We start from the raw sequence: 20,528 nt of genomic DNA, 5'->3' as shown, positions 1-20,528 counted from the left end.
CAAAGCGAGGAGCCAAGCGCCGGCCGGTACCGTCGCCACCCGAGAAAGGGCCCCACAGTGGCCGCCACCCCCGCTGGCCCAGCGGTCAAGCGCCTCGTCGTGCTGGTCTCCGGATCCGGCACCAACCTGCAGGCGCTCCTGGACGAGATCGAGCGCACCGGAGCCGAGCAGTACGGCGCCCGGATCGTCGCCGTAGGGGCCGACCGAGAGGGCATCGAGGGGCTCGCCCGCGCCGAGCGGGCCGGGCTGCCGACCTTCGTCCGCAAGGTCAAGGACTACGGCAGCAGGGAGGCGTGGGACGCCGCCCTCGCCGAGGCCGTGGCCGGGTACGAACCCGACCTCGTCGTCTCCGCCGGGTTCATGAAGATCGTGGGCAAGGAGTTCCTCGCGCGCTTCGGCGGGCGGTTCGTGAACACCCATCCCGCCCTGCTCCCCAGTTTTCCCGGAGCCCACGGCGTCCGCGACGCGCTCGCGTACGGCGCCAAGGTCACCGGCTGCACCGTCCACTTCGTCGACGACGGCGTCGACACCGGCCCGATCATCGCCCAGGGCGTGGTCGAGGTCCGGGACGAGGACGACGAGAGCGCGCTGCACGAGCGCATCAAGGAAGTCGAGCGAAGGCTGCTCGTCGAGGTCGTGGGGCGGCTCGCCCGCAACGGCTATCGCATTGAGGGACGAAAGGTAGTTATCCAGTGACCGCCACCGCCGAGAGCAACAAGCGGCCGATTCGCCGGGCGCTCGTCAGCGTCTACGACAAGACCGGGCTGGAAGACCTCGCGCGCGGCCTGCACGAGGCCGGCGTGGAGCTGGTCTCCACCGGGTCCACGGCCGGCCGGATCGCCGCCGCCGGCGTCCCCGTCACCAAGGTCGAGGAGCTGACCGGCTTCCCCGAGTGCCTGGACGGCCGGGTGAAGACCCTGCACCCGAGGGTGCACGCCGGCATCCTCGCCGACCTGCGCCTGGACAGCCACCGCGAGCAGCTCGCCGAGCTGGGCGTGGAGCCGTTCGACCTCGTCGTCGTCAACCTCTACCCCTTCCGCGAGACCGTCGCCTCCGGGGCGAGCGACGACGAGTGCGTGGAGCAGATCGACATCGGCGGTCCGTCGATGGTCCGCGCCGCGGCCAAGAACCACCCCTCCGTGGCCGTGGTCACCAGCCCCGAGCGGTACGCCGACGTGCTCGCGGCCGTGAAGGACGGCGGGTTCGACCTCGCCGCCCGCAAGCGCCTGGCCGCCGAGGCCTTCCGGCACACCGCCGCCTACGACGTGGCCGTGGCCTCCTGGTTCGCCTCCTCCTACGCGCCGGTCGACGAGTCGGGCTTCCCCGACTTCCTCGGCGCCACCTACGAGCGCAAGAACACCCTGCGTTACGGCGAGAACCCGCACCAGGGCGCCGCGCTGTACGTCGACGGCACGGGCGGCCTCGCCGAGGCCGAGCAGCTGCACGGCAAGGAGATGTCGTACAACAACTACACGGACACGGACGCCGCGCGCCGTGCCGCGTACGACCACGACGAGCCCTGCGTCGCGATCATCAAGCACGCCAACCCCTGCGGCATCGCGGTCGGTTCGGACGTCGCCGAGGCGCACCGCAAGGCGCACGCCTGCGACCCGGTCTCCGCGTACGGCGGTGTCATCGCCGTCAACCGGCCGGTCAGCAGGGAGATGGCCGAGCAGGTCGCGGAGATCTTCACCGAGGTCATCGTCGCCCCGGACTACGAGGAGGGGGCCCTGGAGGCCCTCACCAAGAAGAAGAACATCCGCGTTCTGAAGGCGCCGGGCGCGCCCTGCAACCGGGTCGAGGCCAAGCAGGTCGACGGCGGTGTGCTGCTGCAGGTCACCGACCGCCTCCAGGCCGACGGCGACGACCCGGCCAACTGGACGCTGGCCAGCGGCGAGGCGCTGAGCGAGGACGAGCTGAAGGAGCTGGCCTTCGCCTGGAAGGCGTGCCGGGCCGTCAAGTCCAACGCCATCCTGCTCGCCAAGGACGGCGCCTCGGTCGGCGTCGGCATGGGCCAGGTCAACCGCGTCGACTCCTGCAGGCTGGCCGTCGAGCGGGCGGGCGAGGAGCGCGCCCGGGGCTCGTACGCGGCCTCCGACGCCTTCTTCCCCTTCCCGGACGGCCCGGAGATCCTCATCGCCGCCGGTGTCCGGGCGATCGTCCAGCCGGGCGGTTCGATCCGTGACGAGCAGGTCGTCGAGGCCGCTCGGAAGGCCGGCGTGACCATGTACTTCACGGGCACCCGCCACTTCTTCCACTGATCACCGCCCGCACGGCGAGGCGACGGCCTCCGGCCCTCCCCCGAGGGAGCCGGAGGCCGTCGGACCGTGCGGGGTCAGCAGGGGCGCAGCGACCAGATCGGGTCCCACGTCGCGGTGCCCGCGTCGTAGGCCGTCGAGGTCCAGCGCACGCTGCCGTCCCGGTTGTAGAAGCGGGCGACCGTGCCCGGCGTCTGGTTGTTGGTGTAGGGGCCGTCGCCGGTCCAGTTGGAGAGGGTCCAGGTCTGGCACTTGTAGAAGTCGAACTTGGTGCCCCGGACGATCATGCAGAGGTGGCCGTAGGCGCAGTCCAGGTCCTTCCTGGCGGCGAGCTTCGGGGCCTTGGTCAGGGTGAGGCCGTCGTAGCGGACCCGGCCGGCGGAGACCGAGAGCGGCTTCGGGTGGCCCGCGAGGACCTGGTCGGCCACCTGCTGGACGCCGGTGACCCGGGTGCCGTCCGGTCCGGCGGCGGTCGCCGCGACCGTGGAGCCGGCGAGCAGGGCGGTGGCCGCGACGAGCAGCGCGGCGGGCTTGACGATGTTCACGTGTTCCCCCATGTGAACGAAGGTGTCGGTCGCCCCGCCGGGACGCCGTCGCCTGCCCGGCATTGCCGGCGTTCCCTGCGGAGTGGTCCCACCGTCCCAGCCGTACCGGTGCGCCGGTACCTCGGAAGTCTCAGGGTCACGTCCTTCCCGGCGGCGTGTACTCCTTCAGGTAGTGGGCGACACGGGCGCAGTAGGCGCGGTACTTCGGGGGAACGCCGCCGGTGGCGTTCACCTTCGAGTACGACGTCCGGTAGGCGGCGGCGATCAGGACCCGCTTGTCGCCGGGCAGGCCGGGTTTCAGCCGGGCGTCCATGAAGCACAGGTAGCGGCCCATGGCCGGGATGGAGACGGAGGGCGACAGCGGTGGCGTGGGGGTCGCGGACGCGGGTACGCCGTTGTCCTGGATCCACCAGCGCAGCACGGACGGGGTCCAGCGGGCGATGCCGTACTCCTGGTTCCCGGGATCGGAGAGGTCCGGGTCGAAGTCGCTCTCGGCCTTCAGCATCGCGGCGATGAGCGCGGGAGTGACCTCGGGCTGGGAACAGTCGTGTGCGGCGTCGACGATGAGCTTGCGGTAGGCGGCCGGTACGCCCTTGTCCGTGCGCAGTTCGGAGGCGCCGTACGAGGCCAGGGCCTTGTCGTCCGTGCCGCCGGCGTCGGGCCACGCGCCGATGCCGTAGCCGAGGGCCGTCACGGCGGCGATCGTCAGGGCCGCGCCCGCGACGAGCGTCCGCCGGCGTCGGCGCCGCCGGAGCAGCCGGGGCAGGCGGGGCGGGCGGCCGGTGCCGGCGGCCGCCTCCACCCGGCGCAGCAGCTCCTCGGTGCCGAGGCGCGCCGCGTGCGTGCGGGCCAGGCAGTCCCGCACGATCTCCCGCCAGACGTCCGGGAGTTCGGGGGAGAGGCGTAATGCGTCCGTGCCGCGCGCGTAGGCGGCGGCCGCGTCCCGGCGGGCGGTAGGGGTGGCGCCGGACAGCGGGAAGGAGCCGGTGAGGACGAGATGGGCGAGCACGCCGAAGGCCCAGACGTCGGCGGACGGGCGGATGCGGCGGCCGCGTTCGCCGATCTCCGACCAGAGCAGCTCGGGCGGGGTGTAGTCGGGCGTGGAGAAGGCGGGGGTGTAGGCGTGGGTGCCCTCCAGTTCGGCGGCCATGTTGAAGTCGGCGAGCCGGGCCGAACCGTCCGCCATCAGCAGCACGTTGGCCGGTTTCAGGTCCCCGTGCACCCAGCCCGCCCGGTGCAGCTGGGCCAGCCCCTCGCAGATCTGGGCGAGCAGGGCGGGCCCGGCCCCGGGGCGGGGCGCGGCGGCGAGCAGCGCCGCCAGGGAGCTCTCGGCCCGCTCCAGCACCAGCACGGTGGCGCCGTCGAGTTCGGGGCGGCCCGGGTCGTCGACGACGAGGGACTCGTACATCCGGATCAGCCGCGGCCGGCTCAGCCTGCGGTGCAGGCGGACCTCGCGCTCGATGAGGTCGCGCAGATGGGCCAGCTGGCGCGGGGTGCCGGTGCCGGTGGGCAGGAACTTCAGCGCCGCGGTCGCCGGCAGCTCCCCGGAGTCCTCGGTGCGCCGGCCCGCGTACACGCTGCCGAAGGCGCCGGTCGCGATCGGTTCGCGCACATCCCAGACGCCGACCCGGTAGCCCCGGGGCACCGGAACGGCGTACGGCTCGGTCACCGGGCCGCCCGGCTCACGGACCCGGACAGCACGACCAGGTCGTCCTCCCGTACGAGGTCGAAGCGGAGGGCCAGGGAGACCAGGGACTCCTTCTTGCCGTTGAGGCGCGGACCGGTCTCCGCGGTCTCCGGGCCGGGCTTGAGCCGCAGCTTCACGGCGAGGTAGTCGATGTTCCACTGCACCGAGGCGCGCGAGGCGGCCGGCCAGGCGGGGCGCAGCCGGTCGACGACCTGGTCGACGGTGGGCAGCGGGGCGTGCGGGTCGCCGCGCAGCCGGGGCTCGCACAGGGCGGCCAGGACGGCGAAGTAGCGCTTGGTGCGGTCGACGGAGAAGGCGGGCGCGGTGGTGTCGCCGTCCGGTCCGGCGCCCTCGCGCAGGTAGTCGTGGCGCGGCGCCCACACCTCGACGGTCAGCAGGTCCCCGGCGGCGGGCAGCACGATCCGGGAGAACTCGAACGGGACGGGCGCGTCCAGCCGGCCGGGCCCGACCTTGATGTGCTCGCCGGCGCCCTCGGGGTTCTCCACGACGTACGTCTGCCGGGCGGAGAGGTTGCTCAGTATCCAGAACGCGCCCTGCGCGCAGAGTTCGCCGGCCCGGCGGGAGACCCCGTCGTGCGGGATCGTCAGACCGTTCTCCGGCGCCCGCCCGAAGCTGAGGCGTTCACCGGGGGCGAGCCGGATCTGGGCGGTGCGGTCCTGTCGGTCCTCCGTGGTCGGCGGAGGTACGACGATGATGCTGTACAAGGCGCCTCTCCCCGTGCCTGACGGCCCCCTGGGCCCGAACGGCCACCGCAGTCAGGTTAGGGGGACACACCGGGGCCGTGCCTCCCCTGGACGGGTGAGACACGGCCCTCGGTGGTGGAATGGCGCGAACTGTGCCGTCGCGCGTGCGCTCACTGGTCCTTGACGACGATCGAGCCGCACACCTTGTCGGCGAACGTCTGCCGCTTGGCGTCCCACGCCGGCCACAGGTAGCCGAGGTAGCAGGGCAGGCTGTCCAGGAAGTGGGCCAGCTGCCGCACGAACGCCATGCCGCCGCCGAGCGGCTGACCGGTGTCCTCCTTGAGCGTGCGGGTGCCGATCGCCTTCTTGCCGATGGTCTGGCCGGTCTTGCCCTCCTGCACCACCTGGTAGACGAAGAGGGCGACCAGGCCGAGGAAGCCGACGATCGACAGGATCGGCGTGGCCTTGGCGCCGAGGATGATCACGCCGTACGGCACGGCGAACAGGATGGTGTCGATCAGCCTGCTGAGGAAGCGCTGCCCCCAGTTCGCGTACGTCGGCTGCGTGCCGTAACCGGGGTAACCGGGGTATCCGGCCTGCTGGGGGAAGCCGGGGTAGCCGGCCTGCGGCGCCTGCGGGTAGCCGTAGCCCTGCTGCGGCGGGACGCCGGGGGGCTGCGGGGTGCCGTAACCGGGCTGGCCCTGCTGCGGGTAGCCGTACGGCTGCTGGGGTTCCTGGGGCTGGCCGTAGGGGTTGGGTGAGCCGAAACTCATGGCGTGTTTCCTCCGTTGCTCTGCGGGGACGACGCGGAAGGAACGGAGGAACATCAGGATCTGAGCGGTTTGCCCCCCAACCAGACCGCGGTACTGCGTCGCTCATCGTCACGGTAAAGGCCGAATCTTGTCCAGTTGGCGGCGTGAGCTGTTGTGCAAGTGCAACATCCTTGATCACACGGCGGGCGCCGGGAGGGCGTCCGGCCACCCGGATTGGAACCGGGAGGCGGTCATCCGCGAGGATGGGGGTATGACCGCCCAGATTCTCGATGGCAAGGCCACCGCAGCCGCGATCAAGTCCGATCTGACCGCCCGCGTGGCGGCGCTGAAGGAGAAGGGCGTCACGCCCGGCCTCGGCACGATCCTGGTCGGGGACGACCCCGGCAGCCAGAAGTACGTCGCCGGCAAGCACCGCGACTGCGCGCAGGTCGGCATCGCCTCCATCCAGCGCGAGCTGCCCGCCACCGCCACCCAGGAGGAGATCGAGGCGGTCGTCCGGGAGCTGAACGAGGACCCGGCCTGCACCGGCTACATCGTCCAGCTGCCGCTGCCCAAGGGCATCGACGAGAACCGCATCCTGGAGCTGATGGACCCGGCCAAGGACGCCGACGGCCTGCACCCGATGAACCTCGGCCGGCTCGTGCTGAACGAGCCCGCGCCGCTGCCCTGCACCCCGAACGGCATCCTCTCCCTGCTGCGCGCCCACGGCGTGGAGATCAAGGGCGCCGAGGTCGTCGTGGTCGGCCGCGGCGTGACCATCGGCCGTCCGATGCCGCTGCTGCTCACCCGGCGCAGCGAGAACGCCACCGTGACGCAGTGCCACACCGGCACCCGCGACCTGTCCGCCCACCTCAGGCGCGCCGACATCATCATCGCGGCGGCCGGCTCCCCGCACCTGATCCGCGCCGAGGACGTCAAGCCGGGCGCCGCCGTCCTGGACGTCGGCGTCTCCCGCAACGCCGAGGGCAAGATCGTCGGTGACGTCCACCCGGACGTCACCGAGGTGGCCGGCTGGATCTCCCCGAACCCCGGCGGCGTGGGCCCGATGACCCGGGCGCAGCTGCTGGTCAACGTGGTCGAGGCGGCGGAGCGCAGTGCCGGCTGAGGGCGCCCGGGCGGGGGCGTTCACCCGCGGTACGCACGGCGCCGGGGAGCGGCCGGAGCGGACCAGCCGCCGCTTCCCGCGGATCACCAGGGACACGGCGCGGCCGGAGGGCGGCGGCCGGGCCGCCTCCGGTGACGCCCCGGCCCCGGCGCGGCAGTGGCCCCTGCTGGTCGTGCTCATCGGGGTGGCGGCCGGCCTGCTGCTGACCGCCCTCGACCTGTTCCGCGCCGGCACCCTGCTGGCGGGCGCCGCCCTGCTGGCCGGAGCCGTGATGCGCTGGACGCTGCCGAGCGTCGGCATGCTCGCGGTCCGCTCCCGGTTCACGGACATCGCCACCTACGGCATCCTCGGCCTCGCGATCGTCCTGCTCGCGATGATGGCCCAGCCGAACCCGTGGCTGCAGATCCCGTTCCTGAAGGACCTCCTGCACGTCACGCTCAGCAACAGCAAATAGCGCAACGGCACGCCGCCGGTGGCCCGCGCCTCCCCCAGGGACGCGGGCCACCGGTGCACCCCGTACTCCCGCTGCCGCCGACGGTACGGCCGCCCGCCCCAGGTACTGGTGCTGACCACCCCGGGCAGCTGACGCGGCGGTTCGCCCTCTCCCCCGAGGAAGGGCGAACCGCCGCCGGGGGAACAGCCTTCCGCCCAGGAACCGCCTGTTCAACGCCTGTCCTGGCGCTGTGGCACGGAAGTGACCGTTCCGCTACGGAGTCCGCGCGCTCCGTCCGTGCACCCGCGCGCCCCCACCGCGGGAACTGGGTTCCTTAGGCGGTGCATCCTTGTGGGTAGCCAGGACGGGGAAAGCCGGGGGAGAGCAGGGGGAAGCGATGCCTCGTTGGAAAGTCCTGCCCGAGGAACTGGACCCGCAGATCAGGGAGTTCACCAGCCAGATGCGGCGGCTCGTGGACCGCAGCGGGCTCAGCGTCGCCGCACTCGCCGATCGCACGGGCTACAGCAAGACGTCCTGGGAGCGCTACCTGGGCGGCCGGCTCCTGGCGCCCAAGGGAGCGGTCGTCGCGCTCGCCGAGGTCACCGGCGCCAGTCCCGTGCATCTGACGACGATGTGGGAGCTGGCCGAACGCGCTTGGAGCCGGGCCGAGATGCGGTACGACCGCACGATGGAGGCGATCCGCATCGCCCAGGCGCGGGCCGCGCTGGGGGAGTTCGGCGCGGCGGAGGCGACCGGCGGCCCCTCCGGCCGCAAGGCCGACGGCGCCGGCTCGGTCCCGGGCGTCGCCGGCCCGTCCGGCATCTCCCCGACCATCCCCACCCAGCCGACGGCCCCGGACGCCGACGCCCGGGACGCCGGGCCGCGGGACCGGGTGGGCCCGGGTGGGCGCGGGGCGAGCGATGGCTCGGTGCGGGGCGACGGCTCCGGACCGGGGCGGAAGGCGGGTGAAGGCTCCCGGCGCGGGTCGGCCGACGGTGCGGGACGCGGGGCCGGCGAGGCGTCCGGCTCCGGGGGCAACTCGTGGGGGCTGGCCGGGTATCGGGGGCCGTCCAGGGCGAGCGGCCTACCGGGCGCCGACGCGGCCGGGGGTGCGGAGGCCGGCGCAGGCGCCGTGAACGGTGTGCGGCCCGGCGTGCCGTCCGGCGGACCGGGCCAGACCCCGACCGTCTCGACGCCGTACGACGGCGGGCCCGAGGCGCCCCGCGCCGCCGGGGGCACCCCGGCCCCGGGGAACGCCGTACGGCAGCGGGTGATCATGTTCCTCGCGGGGCTGGTCGGTGTCGCCGTCGTCATCGGCGCCGTCTTCTTCCTCACCGACCGCGGCGGCACGAAGCACCGGACCGCCGCCAGGTCGACGGCCCCGACCGCCGCCGCGCACACGAGCCCGCCGCCCGGCGTCCGGTGCACCGGCTCCGCCTGCGACGGAAAGGACGCCGAGGCCATGGGGTGCAGCGGCGAACTGGTGACCACCGCCAAGACCGCCGTGCTCGGCACCACCACCCTGGAGGTCCGCTACAGCAAGGCCTGCGGCACCGCCTGGGGCCGGATCACCGGAGCCGCCGCGGGTGACCGGGTGCAGGTCGTCGCCGGGAAGGCACGGCAGAGCGGACAGACCTCCGGGGCCGGCGACACCATCGCGTACACCCCCATGGTCGCCGTGCGGAACGCGGCGGAGGCGAAGGCCTGCGCCACGCTGGCGTCCGGCCGCACGGGCTGCACGAAGTAGCGCCGACGGGGAGCGGAGAACGGGGCGCCGGCGGGGAGGGGAGAACGGAGAGCGGGGAGCCGAGAACGGGGAGCGGAGAACGGGGGGCAGGAAGCGGGGAGCGGGGCGCGTCGGCCGGGATCGAGGGGCCCGGAGCGGCGTGTGGAGAGCTCCGGAAACCGTGGGGGTGAATTTCGCGCGGGACGCGCATGGCGGGCCGGATTCTGGGCACGCGGCCCATAACCCCCCACGGGAGTCCGGTCAACCGGTACCCCCCACCTGGCGGCCGCCTCCGTCCTCTCCCCCTCTCCCGGACGGGCGGTCGCCTGTTGGTATCGGCACGTGTCCGACTTGTGGGGTGATCCACACGGCCCCGGACGTCTCGCATGCCGGATGCGCGATAGCCTGACCGCTGGATCGATCTCTTGACGCCAAGAGATCGATCATCCGCCCGGGGCAGGGACGCCCCACCGCCAGCTGTCATACGGAGAACGCCATGACCCGCACTCCCGTGAACGTCACCGTCACCGGCGCGGCCGGCCAGATCGGTTACGCCCTGCTCTTCCGCATCGCCTCCGGCCAGCTGCTCGGCGCGGACGTGCCGGTCAAGCTGCGCCTGCTGGAGATCACCCCGGCCCTGAAGGCCGCCGAGGGCACGGCCATGGAGCTCGACGACTGCGCTTTCCCGCTGCTCCAGGGCATCGACATCACCGACGACCCGAACGTCGCCTTCGACGGCGCCAACGTGGCCCTCCTGGTCGGCGCCCGCCCCCGCACCAAGGGCATGGAGCGCGGTGACCTCCTCGAGGCCAACGGCGGCATCTTCAAGCCGCAGGGCAAGGCCATCAACGACCACGCCGCGGACGACATCAAGGTCCTCGTCGTCGGCAACCCGGCCAACACCAACGCGCTCATCGCGCAGGCCGCCGCGCCGGACGTACCCGCCGAGCGCTTCACCGCGATGACCCGCCTGGACCACAACCGCGCGATCACGCAGCTCGCGAAGAAGACGGGTTCGTCGGTCGCCGACATCAAGCGGCTGACCATCTGGGGCAACCACTCCGCCACCCAGTACCCGGACATCTTCCACGCCACGGTCGCCGGCAAGAACGCCGCCGAGGTCGTGAACGACGAGAAGTGGCTCGCCGAGGACTTCATCCCGACCGTCGCCAAGCGCGGCGCGGCCATCATCGAGGCCCGCGGCGCGTCGTCGGCCGCCTCCGCCGCGAACGCCGCGATCGACCACGTGCACACCTGGGTCAACGGCACCGCCGAGGGCGACTGGACCTCCATGGGCATCCCGTCCGACGGCTCCTACGGCGTTCCGGAGGGCCTGATCTCCTCCTTCCCGGTCACCTGCAAGGACGGCAAGTACGAGATCGTCCAGGGCCTGGACATCAACGAGTTCTCCCGTGCCCGCATCGACGCGTCGGTGAAGGAGCTGGAGGAGGAGCGCGAGGCGGTGCGCTCCCTGGGCCTCATCTAGGAGTTCCGCAGGTCGGGCAAACGCTCGGCATCCCGCTGTCGGGGGTGCCGGGCGTTGCCGTGTCCGGCCCCCTGGCGGCTCACTCGCGCAGTGCCCCGCGCCCCTTCGGGGCGCCTGCCGTACCCGGCCACCACCAGCGCCGTGGCCGCCAGCACCACCACCCCCACCGTTCGCAGCGCAGGCCCCATGCCGTGCGGCAGGTCGGTGTGGGCCGACAGGACCGTTCCCGTGACGGCGACGCCCAGGGCCGCGCCCGTCTCCCTCGCCGTCGTGCCGAGACCGGAGCCGAGGCCGGCCTGGTGGGGCGGAAGCGAGGTGACCACGCCGACCGTCAGGGCCGGGATGGACAGTCCGGCGCCGGCCGAGATGACCAGCAGCCAGCAGACGAACACCGGGTAGGGCGTGCCCGCGTCGGCGGTGGACGCGCCCAGCAGGCCGAGGCCGATCAGGGCGAGACCGGCGCCGATGACCGCGCGGGGGCGGCCGGCCCAGCGGGTGGCCAGCTTCTGCGCGGCGGCCATCCCGAACACCAGCGGCAGGATCGCCACCCCGGTGACCGCCACCCCGAATCCCTTGATCTCCTGCAGATACTGCGAGTTGACGAAGAACAGGGAGAACAGGCCGAAGAAGCAGGTGGCCGTGCCGAGGGAGGCCGCCCTCAGGCGCGGGGAGCCGAAGACGCGCGGGTCGAACAGCGGCGAGGGCGCACGCAGGGCGTGCCCGGTGAAACCGGCGATCAGCAGGGCGCCCGCGGCGAAGGCGCCGAGGATGCGCGCGGAGCTCCAGCCGTACGTCGGGCCCTCGATGATGCCGAACAGGACCGCGACCAGGCCCGCGGTGAGCAGCAGCGTGCCGAGCGGGTCGGGGTTTCCGGTGGTGCGTTCGGTGCGGGGGACGGTGAGGGCGACGGCCACGGCGAGGGCGGCGGCCAGCGGGATCATCACCGCGAACAGGGCGCGCCAGGTGAGGAACTGCCCGGCCAGGCCGCCGCCCAGGTTGCCGGCCGCGCCGCCCAGACCGATCGACAGCGTCCAGGCGCCCATCGCGCGGGCCCGGTGCTCGGGCGCGGACAGCCGCATGAGGAGGGAGAGGGTGGCCGGGGTGATCAGGGCGGCTCCGGCGCCGGACAGGCCCCGGCCGGCGATCAGCACGGGCGGGGCGGAGGCGAGCGCGCTGGTGGCGGCGCCCGCCGCGAACAGGGCGAGGCCGGCGAGCAGGGCGCCCTTGCGACCGTACCGGTCGCCGAGCGCGCCGGCCGGGACGAGCAGGCCCGCGAAGACGATGACGTAGGCGTCGACGGTCCACAGGATCTCGGTGTGCGAGGGGTGCAGCGCCGACGAACTCAGCTGCGGTATCAGGAGGTTGATGGCGGCGACCATGCTCTGCGCGACCAGGACGCAGGCGCACAGCGCGAGCAGGGTGGGGCGTTTCAGGGCGTGCGGGGGCACGGCTCCTCCGGGAGCTGGACGGTGGGTGGGAAGGTGCGCCTTCGGGCCGATGCGCCCGGGCGCGCTCTCACCGTAGGCTCGCCACCGACCTGCACTCCAGTGCAACCTTCGCAAGGGATACCTGCACATGACGCATTCCACCGGGCTGGACCTGAATCTGCTGGTCGCGCTGGACGTGCTGCTGGAGGAGCAGAGCGTGCAGGGCGCCGCCCAGCGGCTGCATCTGTCGGAGCCCGCGATGAGCCGGACCCTCGGCCGCATCCGCAGGGCGCTCGGCGATCCGATCCTGGTGCGCGCCGGCCGGCGGATGGTGCCGACCCCGCACGCTCTGGCCGTGCGGGCCGAGGTGAGCGCGGTGGTGGAGCGGGCGCGGGCCCTGTTCGCGCCGGGCCGGGACGCCGATCTGCGCACGGTGACCCGCACCTTCACGATCCTTGGTCACGACGCGATGGCCGCCACCCACGGCGCCGCCCTCTTCGCCCGCGCCGCCCGCGAGGCGCCCGGGATCCGGCTGCGCTTTCTCACCGAGAGCCATGTGGACGCGCCGTACCTGCGCCAGGGCACCGCCGATCTGGAGGTCGGGGTGATCGACACGACCTCGCCCGAGGTGCATGTGGAGACGGTGTACGAAGAGCGCATGCTGGGCGTCGTACGGCCCGGACACCCGCTGCTGGAGGGGGAGCTGACGCCCGAGCGGTTCGCCGGTGCGGCGGGGCACCTCGTCGTCTCCCGGCGCGGCAGGCAGCGCGGGCCGATCGACGACGCCCTGGCCGAACTCGGCCTCGCCCGCCGGGTGGTGGGCACCGTCGGCAGCTTCCCGGCCTCGCTGTTCGTGCTGCGCGAGACCGACCTGATCGGGCTGATCACCTCCTACGGCCGCTCCATGGCCGACGCCCTCGGCCTGGTCGTCTTCGACATCCCGCTCCGACTGCCGCTCGCCGAGGTGGGCTTCGCCTGGCACCCCCGGCACGACGCCGACCCCGCCCACGCCTGGCTGCGGCAGTGCGTACGGGAGCTGATGACCGAGACGTCACGCGGCGTCCCCGGTCAGCACACCTAGGCGGGGACGGCGCGTGGCGTCCGTCAGCGGTTTCCGTCCTTGGGCGGCAGCCCCGGATCAGGGCGGGTGGCATGCCGCGGCCGGCTCCTGGTGGAGATCTGGCCGACGAGCTCCCAGAAGCACACCAGCGCGGTGACCGGCGGGATCCCGAAGATCACTAACGAGAGCAGCGCATGGGACGAGTGGCTGACGCACAACACCACGGCCATCGCGGACGCGGCCAGCACGATGCACCAGGACCGCCGCGCGCTCCGGCGCTGGGCGGTGGCCCGCACGACCGAGAGCGCCGCCACGAACCACGGCCCGTACACCATCAGCGGCCAGCACTCCGCCAGGCGTGTGGGCAGCACCGACGAGGCGATTCCGCGCAGCTGCCCGTAGGAGTAGCAGACGGACCAGGCCAGCATGCCCGCCGCGCACAGCGTGACCGTCCCGATCAGCAGCGTGACGTGGGTGAAAGGCCGGCTGCCGTCGGGCAGATGGGACTGGCGCAGCCGGTGGCGGCTGCTCCTGCGCGGAGCGGGAATGTCCAGCGGGGTGGGGACGGGGTTCACGGTGGTCGGCGCGGACAGCATCTGGGCCAGTTCCTCGACCGGGTCCCAGTCGTTCTGCGCGATGCCCGGATCCGGAACGGTGCTCCAGGCGTGGTCGTAGAGACCGGCGGCCTGCTGCATTCTGTCCATCGGTAAATCCTTCCGCGGCCGGCTCAGGATGCCGTGTACAGATCTGTCATGGTCCGCCGATATTCCTTTTCCATCGTATTGATTCTCTTCAGGAAATCGTCGAGCAGGTCGGAGCAGGATGCGGGATCCGCTTCGCCGCCCGGGTACAGAGGGGTTGTCCGATCATCGTTGCTCGCGTGCCAGTCCAATCGCATCACGGTCGCTTAACGATGATCGGCGGAGGAGGGCTTTGGGGCATTCGGGGGAATCGGGGTAACCCGGAAGGGGGGTAATTGCATTCTGTAAATATTCAGGGAGGGTGGAAATTAAATGTTCGGTCCGTCGATGATCGGGGCATGCGCTGATGTGATGCCGCGCACTTTTGGTCGTCGATTGCGCATGCGGCGCGCCGGTCCTGGGCAGGCGGCGACGGTCCCCGAGCGTGACACGCCTGTCACCCAGGGGCATCGATCAGGAACGGAAGGCAACACCGAGCAATGGCGGACAGAACCGAACGACACCCCCAGGCGACCATCCACGCGGGAGGCGAGTGGCTGCCGGCGATCTCCGGCGCGACCCGCGAGATCCTCGACCCCGCGGACGCCCGGCCGTTCGCCGTGGTCGCCGAGGGCGACGAGAAGGACGCCGAGCGCGCGGTCGCCGCCGCCCGCCAGGCCTTCGACCACGGCCCCTGGCCCCGCACCCCGGTCGCCGAACGCGCCGCCCTGCTGCGCCGCGTCGCCGGCCTCCTCGTCCGCGACCGCGAGGAACTCGGCCTGCTGGAGAGCCGGGACGCGGGCAAGACCGTCGAGGAGGGCCGGATCGACATCGACTGCGTCGCCGACGCCTTCCGCTACTTCGCCGACCTGGTCGCCGCCGAGGCGCCCGGCCGGGTCGTGGACGCGGGCTCGCCCGACATCCACAGCGTCGTCGTGCACGAGCCGGTCGGCGTCTGCGCGCTGATCACCCCGTGGAACTACCCGCTTCTCCAGGCCAGCTGGAAGATCGCCCCTGCCCTCGCCGCAGGCAACACCTTCGTGATCAAGCCCAGCGAGATCACCCCGCTGACCACGGTCGCGCTGATCGAGCTGCTGGAAGAGGCCGGCCTGCCCGCCGGCGTCGCCAACATCGTCACCGGCCCCGGCCACACCGTCGGCGCCCGCCTCGCCGAGCACCCCGGCGTCGACCTGGTCTCCTTCACCGGCGGCCTGGTCAGCGGCACCAAGGTGGCCCAGGCCGCCGCCCCCACCGTGAAGAAGGTCGCCCTCGAACTCGGCGGCAAGAACCCCAACGTCGTCTTCGCCGACGCCTGCGCCACCGAGGAGGGTTTCGACACCGCCGTCGACCAGGCCCTCAACGCCGCCTTCATCCACAGCGGCCAGGTCTGCTCGGCCGGCTCCCGGCTCATCGTCGAGGAACCGGTCCGGGACCGCTTCGTCGCCGAACTCGCCCGCCGCGCCCGCCGGATCAGGCTCGGCCGCGGCACCGAGGACGGCGTCGAGTGCGGCCCGCTCGTCTCCGAGCAGCAGCGCGCCAAGGTCGAGGCGTACGTCGCCTCCGCGCTCGCCGAGGGCGCCGTACTGCGCTGCGGCGGCAAGCGCCCGGAACCGTCACCTCAGCGCCCCGGGACCGGCTACTTCTACGAGCCGACCGTCCTCGACGCCTGCCACCGCGAGATGAAGGTCGTCCGGGAGGAGGTCTTCGGCCCGGTCCTCACCGTGGAGACCTTCCGCACCGAGGACGAGGCCGTCCTCCTCGCCAACGACACCGAGTACGGCCTCGCCGGCGCCGTGTGGACGTCCGACCCCGGCCGGGCCCGGCGCGTCGCGGCCCGCCTGCGCCACGGCACCGTCTGGATCAACGACTTCCACCCCTACCTGCCGCAGGCGGAATGGGGCGGCTTCGGCAGGAGCGGCACCGGCCGCGAGCTGGGACCCGCCGGGCTCGCCGAGTACCGCGAGACCAAGCACGTCTACCAGAACCTCGCGCCCAAGCCGGTGCGCTGGTTCGCCGGCTGAGCCCCCTGCCCCCGGCTTCCCCGGAAACACCCCCTGGAGTAGTACCCCCATGTCCCACACCCCCCACGTCTACGACTACGTCGTCATCGGCGGCGGCACCGCGGGCTCCGTCATCGCCTCCCGCCTCACCGAGAACCCCGACGTCACCGTCGCCGTCATCGAGGGCGGCCCGAGCGACGTCGGCCGCGACGACGTCCTCACCCTGCGCCGCTGGATGGGCCTGCTCGGCGGCGAACTCGACTACGACTACCCGACGGTGGAGCAGCCGCGCGGCAACTCCCACATCCGGCACAGCCGCGCCCGCGTCCTCGGCGGCTGCTCCTCCCACAACACCCTCATCTCCTTCAAACCGCTGCCGTCCGACTGGGACGAGTGGGAGGAGGCCGGCGCCAAGGGCTGGGGCGCCGTCCCCATGGAGGCCTACTACGCCCGCCTGAAGAACAACATCGTCTCCGTCGACGAGAAGGACCGGAACGCCATCGCCCGCGACTTCGTCGACGCCGCCCAGGCCGCGCTCGGGGTACCCCGCATCGAGGGCTTCAACCGCAAGCCGTTCACCGAGGGCGTCGGCTTCTTCGACCTCGCCTACCACCCCGAGGACAACAAGCGGTCCTCGGCCTCGGTGGCGTACCTGCACCCGGTGATGGACGAGCGCCCCAACCTGACGATCCTGCTGGAGACCTGGGCGTACCAGCTGGAGATCACCGACGGCCGGGCCGAGGGCGTCCACGTGCGCACCAAGGACGGCGAGGAGCTGCTGGTCCGCGCCCGCGGCGAGGTCGTGCTGTGCGCGGGCGCCATCGACTCGCCGCGCCTGCTGCTGCACTCGGGCATCGGCCCCCGCGCCGACCTCGAGGCCCTCGGCATCCCGGTGGTGCACGACCTGCCGGGCGTCGGCGAGAACCTGCTGGACCACCCCGAGTCGGTCATCGTCTGGGAGACCCACGGGCCGATCCCGGAGAACTCCGCGATGGACTCCGACGCGGGCCTGTTCGTGCGCCGCGACCCCGGACACGCCGGACCCGACCTGATGTTCCACTTCTACCAGGTGCCCTTCACCGACAACCCCGAGCGCCTCGGCTACGAGCGCCCGCGCCACGGCGTCTCCATGACCCCGAACATCCCCAAGCCGAAGAGCCGCGGCCGCCTGTACCTGACCAGCGCCGACCCGTCCGTCAAACCCGCCCTCGACTTCCGGTACTTCACCGACGAGGACGACTACGACGGCCGGACCCTGGTCGACGGCATCCGCATCGCCCGCGAGATCGCCAGGACCGAGCCGCTCGCGGGCTGGCTCAAGCGCGAGGTGTGCCCCGGCCCCGAGATCCAGGGCGACGCCGAACTGAGCGAGTACGCCCGCAAGGTCGCGCACACCGTCTACCACCCCGCCGGCACCTGCAGAATGGGCGCCGCCGACGACGAACTCGCCGTGGTCGACCCCGAGTTGAAGATCCGCGGCCTCGAAGGAATTCGTATCGCCGACGCGTCCGTCTTCCCGACCATGACCGCCGTGAACCCGATGATCGGGGTGCTCATGGTCGGGGAGAAGGCCGTCGACCTGATCGGAGGTGACGTCCGATGACCCTCACCGTGCCCACCCGCAAACCGCCCACCACCGACGCCCCGGTGTTCTCCGTCCACGGGCTGTGGAAGGTCTTCGGCCCCAAGCCGGACCGGATACCCGCCGACCCCGAACTGGCCGCGCTGGAACCAGCCGAGCTGCGCACCCGCACCGGCTGCACGGCGGCCGTCCGGGACGTCTCCTTCGACGTGCGCAAGGGCGAGGTCTTCGTCGTCATGGGCCTGTCCGGCTCCGGCAAGTCCACCCTGGTGCGCTGCCTCACCCGCCTCATCGAACCGACGGCGGGCACCATCTCCATCGACGGCGAGGACGTCCGCGCGATGGACCGGGCCCGGCTGCGCGCACTGCGCCGGCACCGCGCCGCCATGGTCTTCCAGCACTTCGGCCTGCTCCCGCACCGCACGGTCCTCGACAACGTGGCCTACGGCCTGCAGATCCAGGGCGTCGGCAAGGCCGAGCGGCGCGCGCGGGCCGCCGAGGTCGTCGCCAAGGTCGGCCTCGAGGGCATGGAGCACCGCCGCCCCGGCCAGCTCTCCGGTGGCCAGCGCCAGCGGGTGGGCCTGGCCCGCGCCCTGGCCGTCGACCCCGAAGTGCTGCTGTTCGACGAGCCGTTCAGCGCCCTCGACCCGCTCATCCGGCGCGACATGCAGGACGAGGTGGCCCGCCTGCACCGCGAGGAGGGCCGCACGATGGTCTTCATCACCCACGACCTCTCCGAGGCCCTCAAACTCGGCGACCGCATCGCCCTGATGCGCGACGGCAGGGTCGTCCAGCTCGGCACCCCGGAGGAGATCGTCGGCTCCCCGGCCGACGACTACGTCCGCGCGTTCGTCCGCGACGTACCGCGCGAACAGGTCATGACCTGCCGTACGGCCATGCGCCCGGCCGCCGCCGAGGACCCGGAGAACGGCCCCGCGGTCCGCCCCGAGGCGACGGTCGCCGAGGCGATCGAGGCGGTGGCCCGCGCCGGCGCGCCCGCACGGGTGATGGACGAGGGCCGGTGCCTGGGCGTGGTCGACCACGAGCAGCTGCTGCGAGTGGTCTCCGGCGTGGCCACCCTGCCCTCCCCCCGCACCAGCCCGGAGGCCGTCTGATGGCATCGCTCACCGTCCCGGCCTCCCGTACCGGCACACCCCGCGTCCTGAAGAGCCGTACCGCGGGCAAGCTCCTCCTGCTCGCCCTCTTCGCCGCGGTCCTGGCGCCCTGGGCCGCCGGCCACTGGCCCGGCGCCGCCTGGCCCCACGACCTGACGGTCAGCGTCACCAAGCCCCTCACGAGCGCCAGCGACTGGGTCATCGACCACCGGGACAGCCACCCGCTGTTCCTGTACTTCTTCGGCTACATCAGCAACGCCGTCGTCCTCGCCGTACGCGCCGTCTACCTCACCCTCCTCGCCGCGGGCTGGCCCGGCGTCACGGTCCTCGGCGCCCTCGTCGCCTGGCGGGTCGCCGGCCCCCGCCTCGCCGCCGGCACGGCGGTCGCCTTCCTGGCCTGCGGCGCCCTCGGCATGTGGGTCCCGACCATGCAGACCCTCGCCCTGATGGTCGTCGCGGTCCTCGCCTCCGTGGCCGTCGGCGCGCTCCTCGGCCTCGCCGCCGGCCTGTCCGACCGCATGGACCGCGCCCTGCGCCCGGTCCTGGACACCATGCAGGTGCTCCCCGCGTTCGCCTACCTCCTCCCCGTCGTCCTGGTCTTCGGCATCGGCGTCCCCGCGGCCGTCCTCGCCACCGTCGTGTACGCCGCCCCGCCGATGGCCCGCCTCACCGCCCTCGGCCTGCGCGGGGCCGACCCCGAGGTCCTGGAGGCGGTGGAGTCGCTCGGCGCGACCCGCCGCCAGCGGCTGCTGACCGCCCGCATCCCGCTGGCCCGGGCCGAACTCCTCCTCGGCCTCAACCAGACGATCATGATGGCGCTGTCCATGGCCGTCATCGCCTCGGTCATCGGCGCCGGCGGCCTCGGCGACCGCGTCTACCAGGCGCTCGCCTCGGTCGACGTCGGCCAGGCCCTCGCCGCCGGCATCCCCATCGTGCTGCTGGCGATCGTCCTGGACCGCGTGACGGCGGCGGCCGGAACGGCGGACGACTCCGCCGCCCGCCCCAAGACCATCGGCTGGGTCTACGCCCTCGCCGTGACCGCGGCCGCCGCCCTGGCCGCCCGGCTCCTCGGCCGCCTGGACTGGCCGTCCGGCTGGACGCTGGACATCGCCGCACCGGTCGACCGCGCCGTCGACTGGATGACCAACCACCTCTACTCCGGCGTCCCGGTCGTCGGCGGCACGGCCGACTGGGCCGGCCACTTCACCACCTGGGTCCTCGACCCGGTGCGCGGCGGCCTCGAGTGGCTGCCCTGGTGGTCGGTGCTGCTGATCGTCGCCGCCCTGGCCTGGACGATCGGCACCTGGCGCACCGCGCTGACCGCCGTCCTCGCCATGGCCGCGATCGGCGTGCTCGGCGTCTGGCAGCCCGCCCTCGACACGCTCTCCCAGGTGCTGGCGGCCGTCGTCGTGACGCTGGTCCTCGGCTTCGCGACCGGCATCGCCGCCGCCCGCAGCGACCGCGTCGAACGCGCCCTGCGCCCGGTCCTGGACGTCTTCCAGACCATGCCGCAGTTCGTGTACCTGATCCCGGTCGTCGCCCTGTTCGGCGTGGGCCGCGCCCCCGCCGTCGCCGCGGCCGTCGTCTACGCCCTGCCGGCCGTCGTCCGGATCACGGCGCAGGGCCTGCGCCAGGTCGACCCGGCCGCGCTGGAGTCGGCGCGCTCGCTCGGCGCGACCGGCCGGCAGCAGCTGTGGCAGATCCAGCTCCCGCTCGCCCGGCGGTCCCTGCTGCTCGCCGTCAACCAGGGCGTGGTCCTGGTCCTCGCCGTCGTCATCATCGGCGGCCTCGTGGGCGGCGGCGCCCTCGGCTACAACGTCGTCCTCGGCCTGGCCCAGGGCGACCTGGCGACCGGTCTGGTGGCCGGCGCCGCGATCGTCTGCCTGGGCCTGATGCTGGACCGGGTGACCCAGCCGACCGGGCGACGCGCGAAGAAGGGAGCCTGAC

General features: G+C 72.9%; 17 protein-coding genes. 11 read left to right on the top strand and 6 right to left on the bottom strand.

The window, feature by feature from the left end:
- The first annotated feature begins 57 nt into the window (after window positions 1-57).
- Together purN and purH are read left to right on the top strand one after the other, a co-directional pair.
- Window positions 58-696, top strand: coding sequence for a phosphoribosylglycinamide formyltransferase (gene purN / locus OG956_RS13560; protein ID WP_330338239.1), 639 nt, complete (start codon window positions 58-60; stop codon window positions 694-696).
- Window positions 693-2,261 carry a bifunctional phosphoribosylaminoimidazolecarboxamide formyltransferase/IMP cyclohydrolase gene (gene purH / locus OG956_RS13555; RefSeq protein ID WP_330338238.1) on the top strand — a complete coding sequence of 523 codons (1,569 nt, stop codon included), beginning with the start codon at window positions 693-695 and terminating at the stop codon, window positions 2,259-2,261. The genes purN and purH overlap by 4 nt, the downstream gene beginning before the upstream one ends.
- Window positions 2,262-2,335: 74 nt before the next feature.
- Here the strand turns inward: purH and OG956_RS13550 are convergent, their stop codons facing one another.
- The 4 genes from OG956_RS13550 to OG956_RS13535 form a co-directional block, all read right to left on the bottom strand.
- Window positions 2,336-2,815 carry a hypothetical protein gene (locus tag OG956_RS13550; RefSeq protein ID WP_330338237.1) on the bottom strand — a complete coding sequence of 160 codons (480 nt, stop codon included), beginning with the start codon at window positions 2,813-2,815 and terminating at the stop codon, window positions 2,336-2,338.
- 124 nt (window positions 2,816-2,939) lie between these two features.
- Complete coding sequence (locus OG956_RS13545) at window positions 2,940-4,472, bottom strand: protein kinase domain-containing protein (RefSeq protein WP_330338236.1); 1,533 nt, start codon at window positions 4,470-4,472, stop codon at window positions 2,940-2,942.
- Entirely contained in the window at window positions 4,469-5,215 is a 747-nt protein-coding gene (locus tag OG956_RS13540; RefSeq protein ID WP_330338235.1) for an FHA domain-containing protein, read from the bottom strand. Before OG956_RS13540 ends, OG956_RS13545 begins: the two co-directional genes overlap by 4 nt.
- Window positions 5,216-5,364: 149 nt before the next feature.
- Entirely contained in the window at window positions 5,365-5,967 is a 603-nt protein-coding gene (locus tag OG956_RS13535) for an RDD family protein (protein ID WP_330338234.1), read from the bottom strand.
- Between the two features lie 250 nt (window positions 5,968-6,217).
- On the opposite strand from OG956_RS13535, the gene OG956_RS13530 reads away from it, so the two are divergent.
- The 4 genes from OG956_RS13530 (at window position 6,218) to OG956_RS13515 (ending at window position 10,717) form a co-directional block, all read left to right on the top strand.
- Window positions 6,218-7,072, top strand: a complete 855-nt coding sequence (locus OG956_RS13530) for a bifunctional methylenetetrahydrofolate dehydrogenase/methenyltetrahydrofolate cyclohydrolase (RefSeq protein ID WP_330338233.1) — start codon at window positions 6,218-6,220, stop codon at window positions 7,070-7,072.
- A complete protein-coding gene (locus OG956_RS13525; RefSeq protein ID WP_330338232.1) occupies window positions 7,062-7,526 on the top strand; it encodes a DUF3017 domain-containing protein in 465 nt (154 codons plus the stop codon). The genes OG956_RS13530 and OG956_RS13525 overlap by 11 nt, the downstream gene beginning before the upstream one ends.
- A 376-nt stretch (window positions 7,527-7,902) precedes the next feature.
- A complete protein-coding gene (locus OG956_RS13520) occupies window positions 7,903-9,252 on the top strand; it encodes a helix-turn-helix domain-containing protein (protein WP_330338231.1) in 1,350 nt (449 codons plus the stop codon).
- 475 nt (window positions 9,253-9,727) lie between these two features.
- Window positions 9,728-10,717, top strand: coding sequence for a malate dehydrogenase (locus tag OG956_RS13515; RefSeq protein WP_330338230.1), 990 nt, complete (start codon window positions 9,728-9,730; stop codon window positions 10,715-10,717).
- On the opposite strand, the gene OG956_RS13510 is transcribed toward OG956_RS13515, so the two are convergent.
- Window positions 10,714-12,165 (bottom strand): MFS transporter, encoded by a 1,452-nt coding sequence (locus tag OG956_RS13510; protein ID WP_330338229.1) that lies wholly within the window; start codon window positions 12,163-12,165, stop codon window positions 10,714-10,716. The two genes, OG956_RS13515 and OG956_RS13510, sit on opposite strands and share 4 nt — an antisense overlap.
- Window positions 12,166-12,292: 127 nt before the next feature.
- Between OG956_RS13510 and OG956_RS13505 the strand changes: the two genes are divergently transcribed.
- Window positions 12,293-13,225 (top strand): LysR family transcriptional regulator, encoded by a 933-nt coding sequence (locus OG956_RS13505; RefSeq protein WP_330338228.1) that lies wholly within the window; start codon window positions 12,293-12,295, stop codon window positions 13,223-13,225.
- Between the two features lie 23 nt (window positions 13,226-13,248).
- Here the strand turns inward: OG956_RS13505 and OG956_RS13500 are convergent, their stop codons facing one another.
- Window positions 13,249-13,908 carry a DUF2637 domain-containing protein gene (locus OG956_RS13500; RefSeq protein WP_330338227.1) on the bottom strand — a complete coding sequence of 220 codons (660 nt, stop codon included), beginning with the start codon at window positions 13,906-13,908 and terminating at the stop codon, window positions 13,249-13,251.
- Window positions 13,909-14,384: 476 nt separating this feature from the next.
- Here OG956_RS13500 and OG956_RS13495 point away from each other — a divergent pair, with 476 nt between their 5' ends.
- The 4 genes from OG956_RS13495 to OG956_RS13480 are packed head-to-tail and all read left to right on the top strand — an operon-like array spanning window position 14,385 to window position 20,527.
- On the top strand, window positions 14,385-15,905 hold the full coding sequence (locus OG956_RS13495; protein ID WP_330338226.1) for an aldehyde dehydrogenase family protein: 1,521 nt from the start codon (window positions 14,385-14,387) through the stop codon (window positions 15,903-15,905).
- 49 nt (window positions 15,906-15,954) lie between these two features.
- Complete coding sequence (locus OG956_RS13490) at window positions 15,955-17,487, top strand: GMC family oxidoreductase (RefSeq protein WP_330338225.1); 1,533 nt, start codon at window positions 15,955-15,957, stop codon at window positions 17,485-17,487.
- Window positions 17,484-18,581, top strand: coding sequence for a quaternary amine ABC transporter ATP-binding protein (locus OG956_RS13485; RefSeq protein WP_330338224.1), 1,098 nt, complete (start codon window positions 17,484-17,486; stop codon window positions 18,579-18,581). The genes OG956_RS13490 and OG956_RS13485 overlap by 4 nt, the downstream gene beginning before the upstream one ends.
- Window positions 18,581-20,527, top strand: a complete 1,947-nt coding sequence (locus OG956_RS13480) for an ABC transporter permease (RefSeq protein WP_330338223.1) — start codon at window positions 18,581-18,583, stop codon at window positions 20,525-20,527. The genes OG956_RS13485 and OG956_RS13480 overlap by 1 nt, the downstream gene beginning before the upstream one ends.
- The last annotated feature ends 1 nt before the right edge of the window (window position 20,528 follow it).

The organism is Streptomyces sp. NBC_00557 (genome assembly GCF_036345995.1).
Taxonomy (GTDB): Bacteria; Actinomycetota; Actinomycetes; order Streptomycetales; family Streptomycetaceae; genus Streptomyces.
The sequence above is the reverse complement of the archived record's forward strand: the minus strand, read 5'-3'. Positions and strand labels throughout refer to the sequence as shown.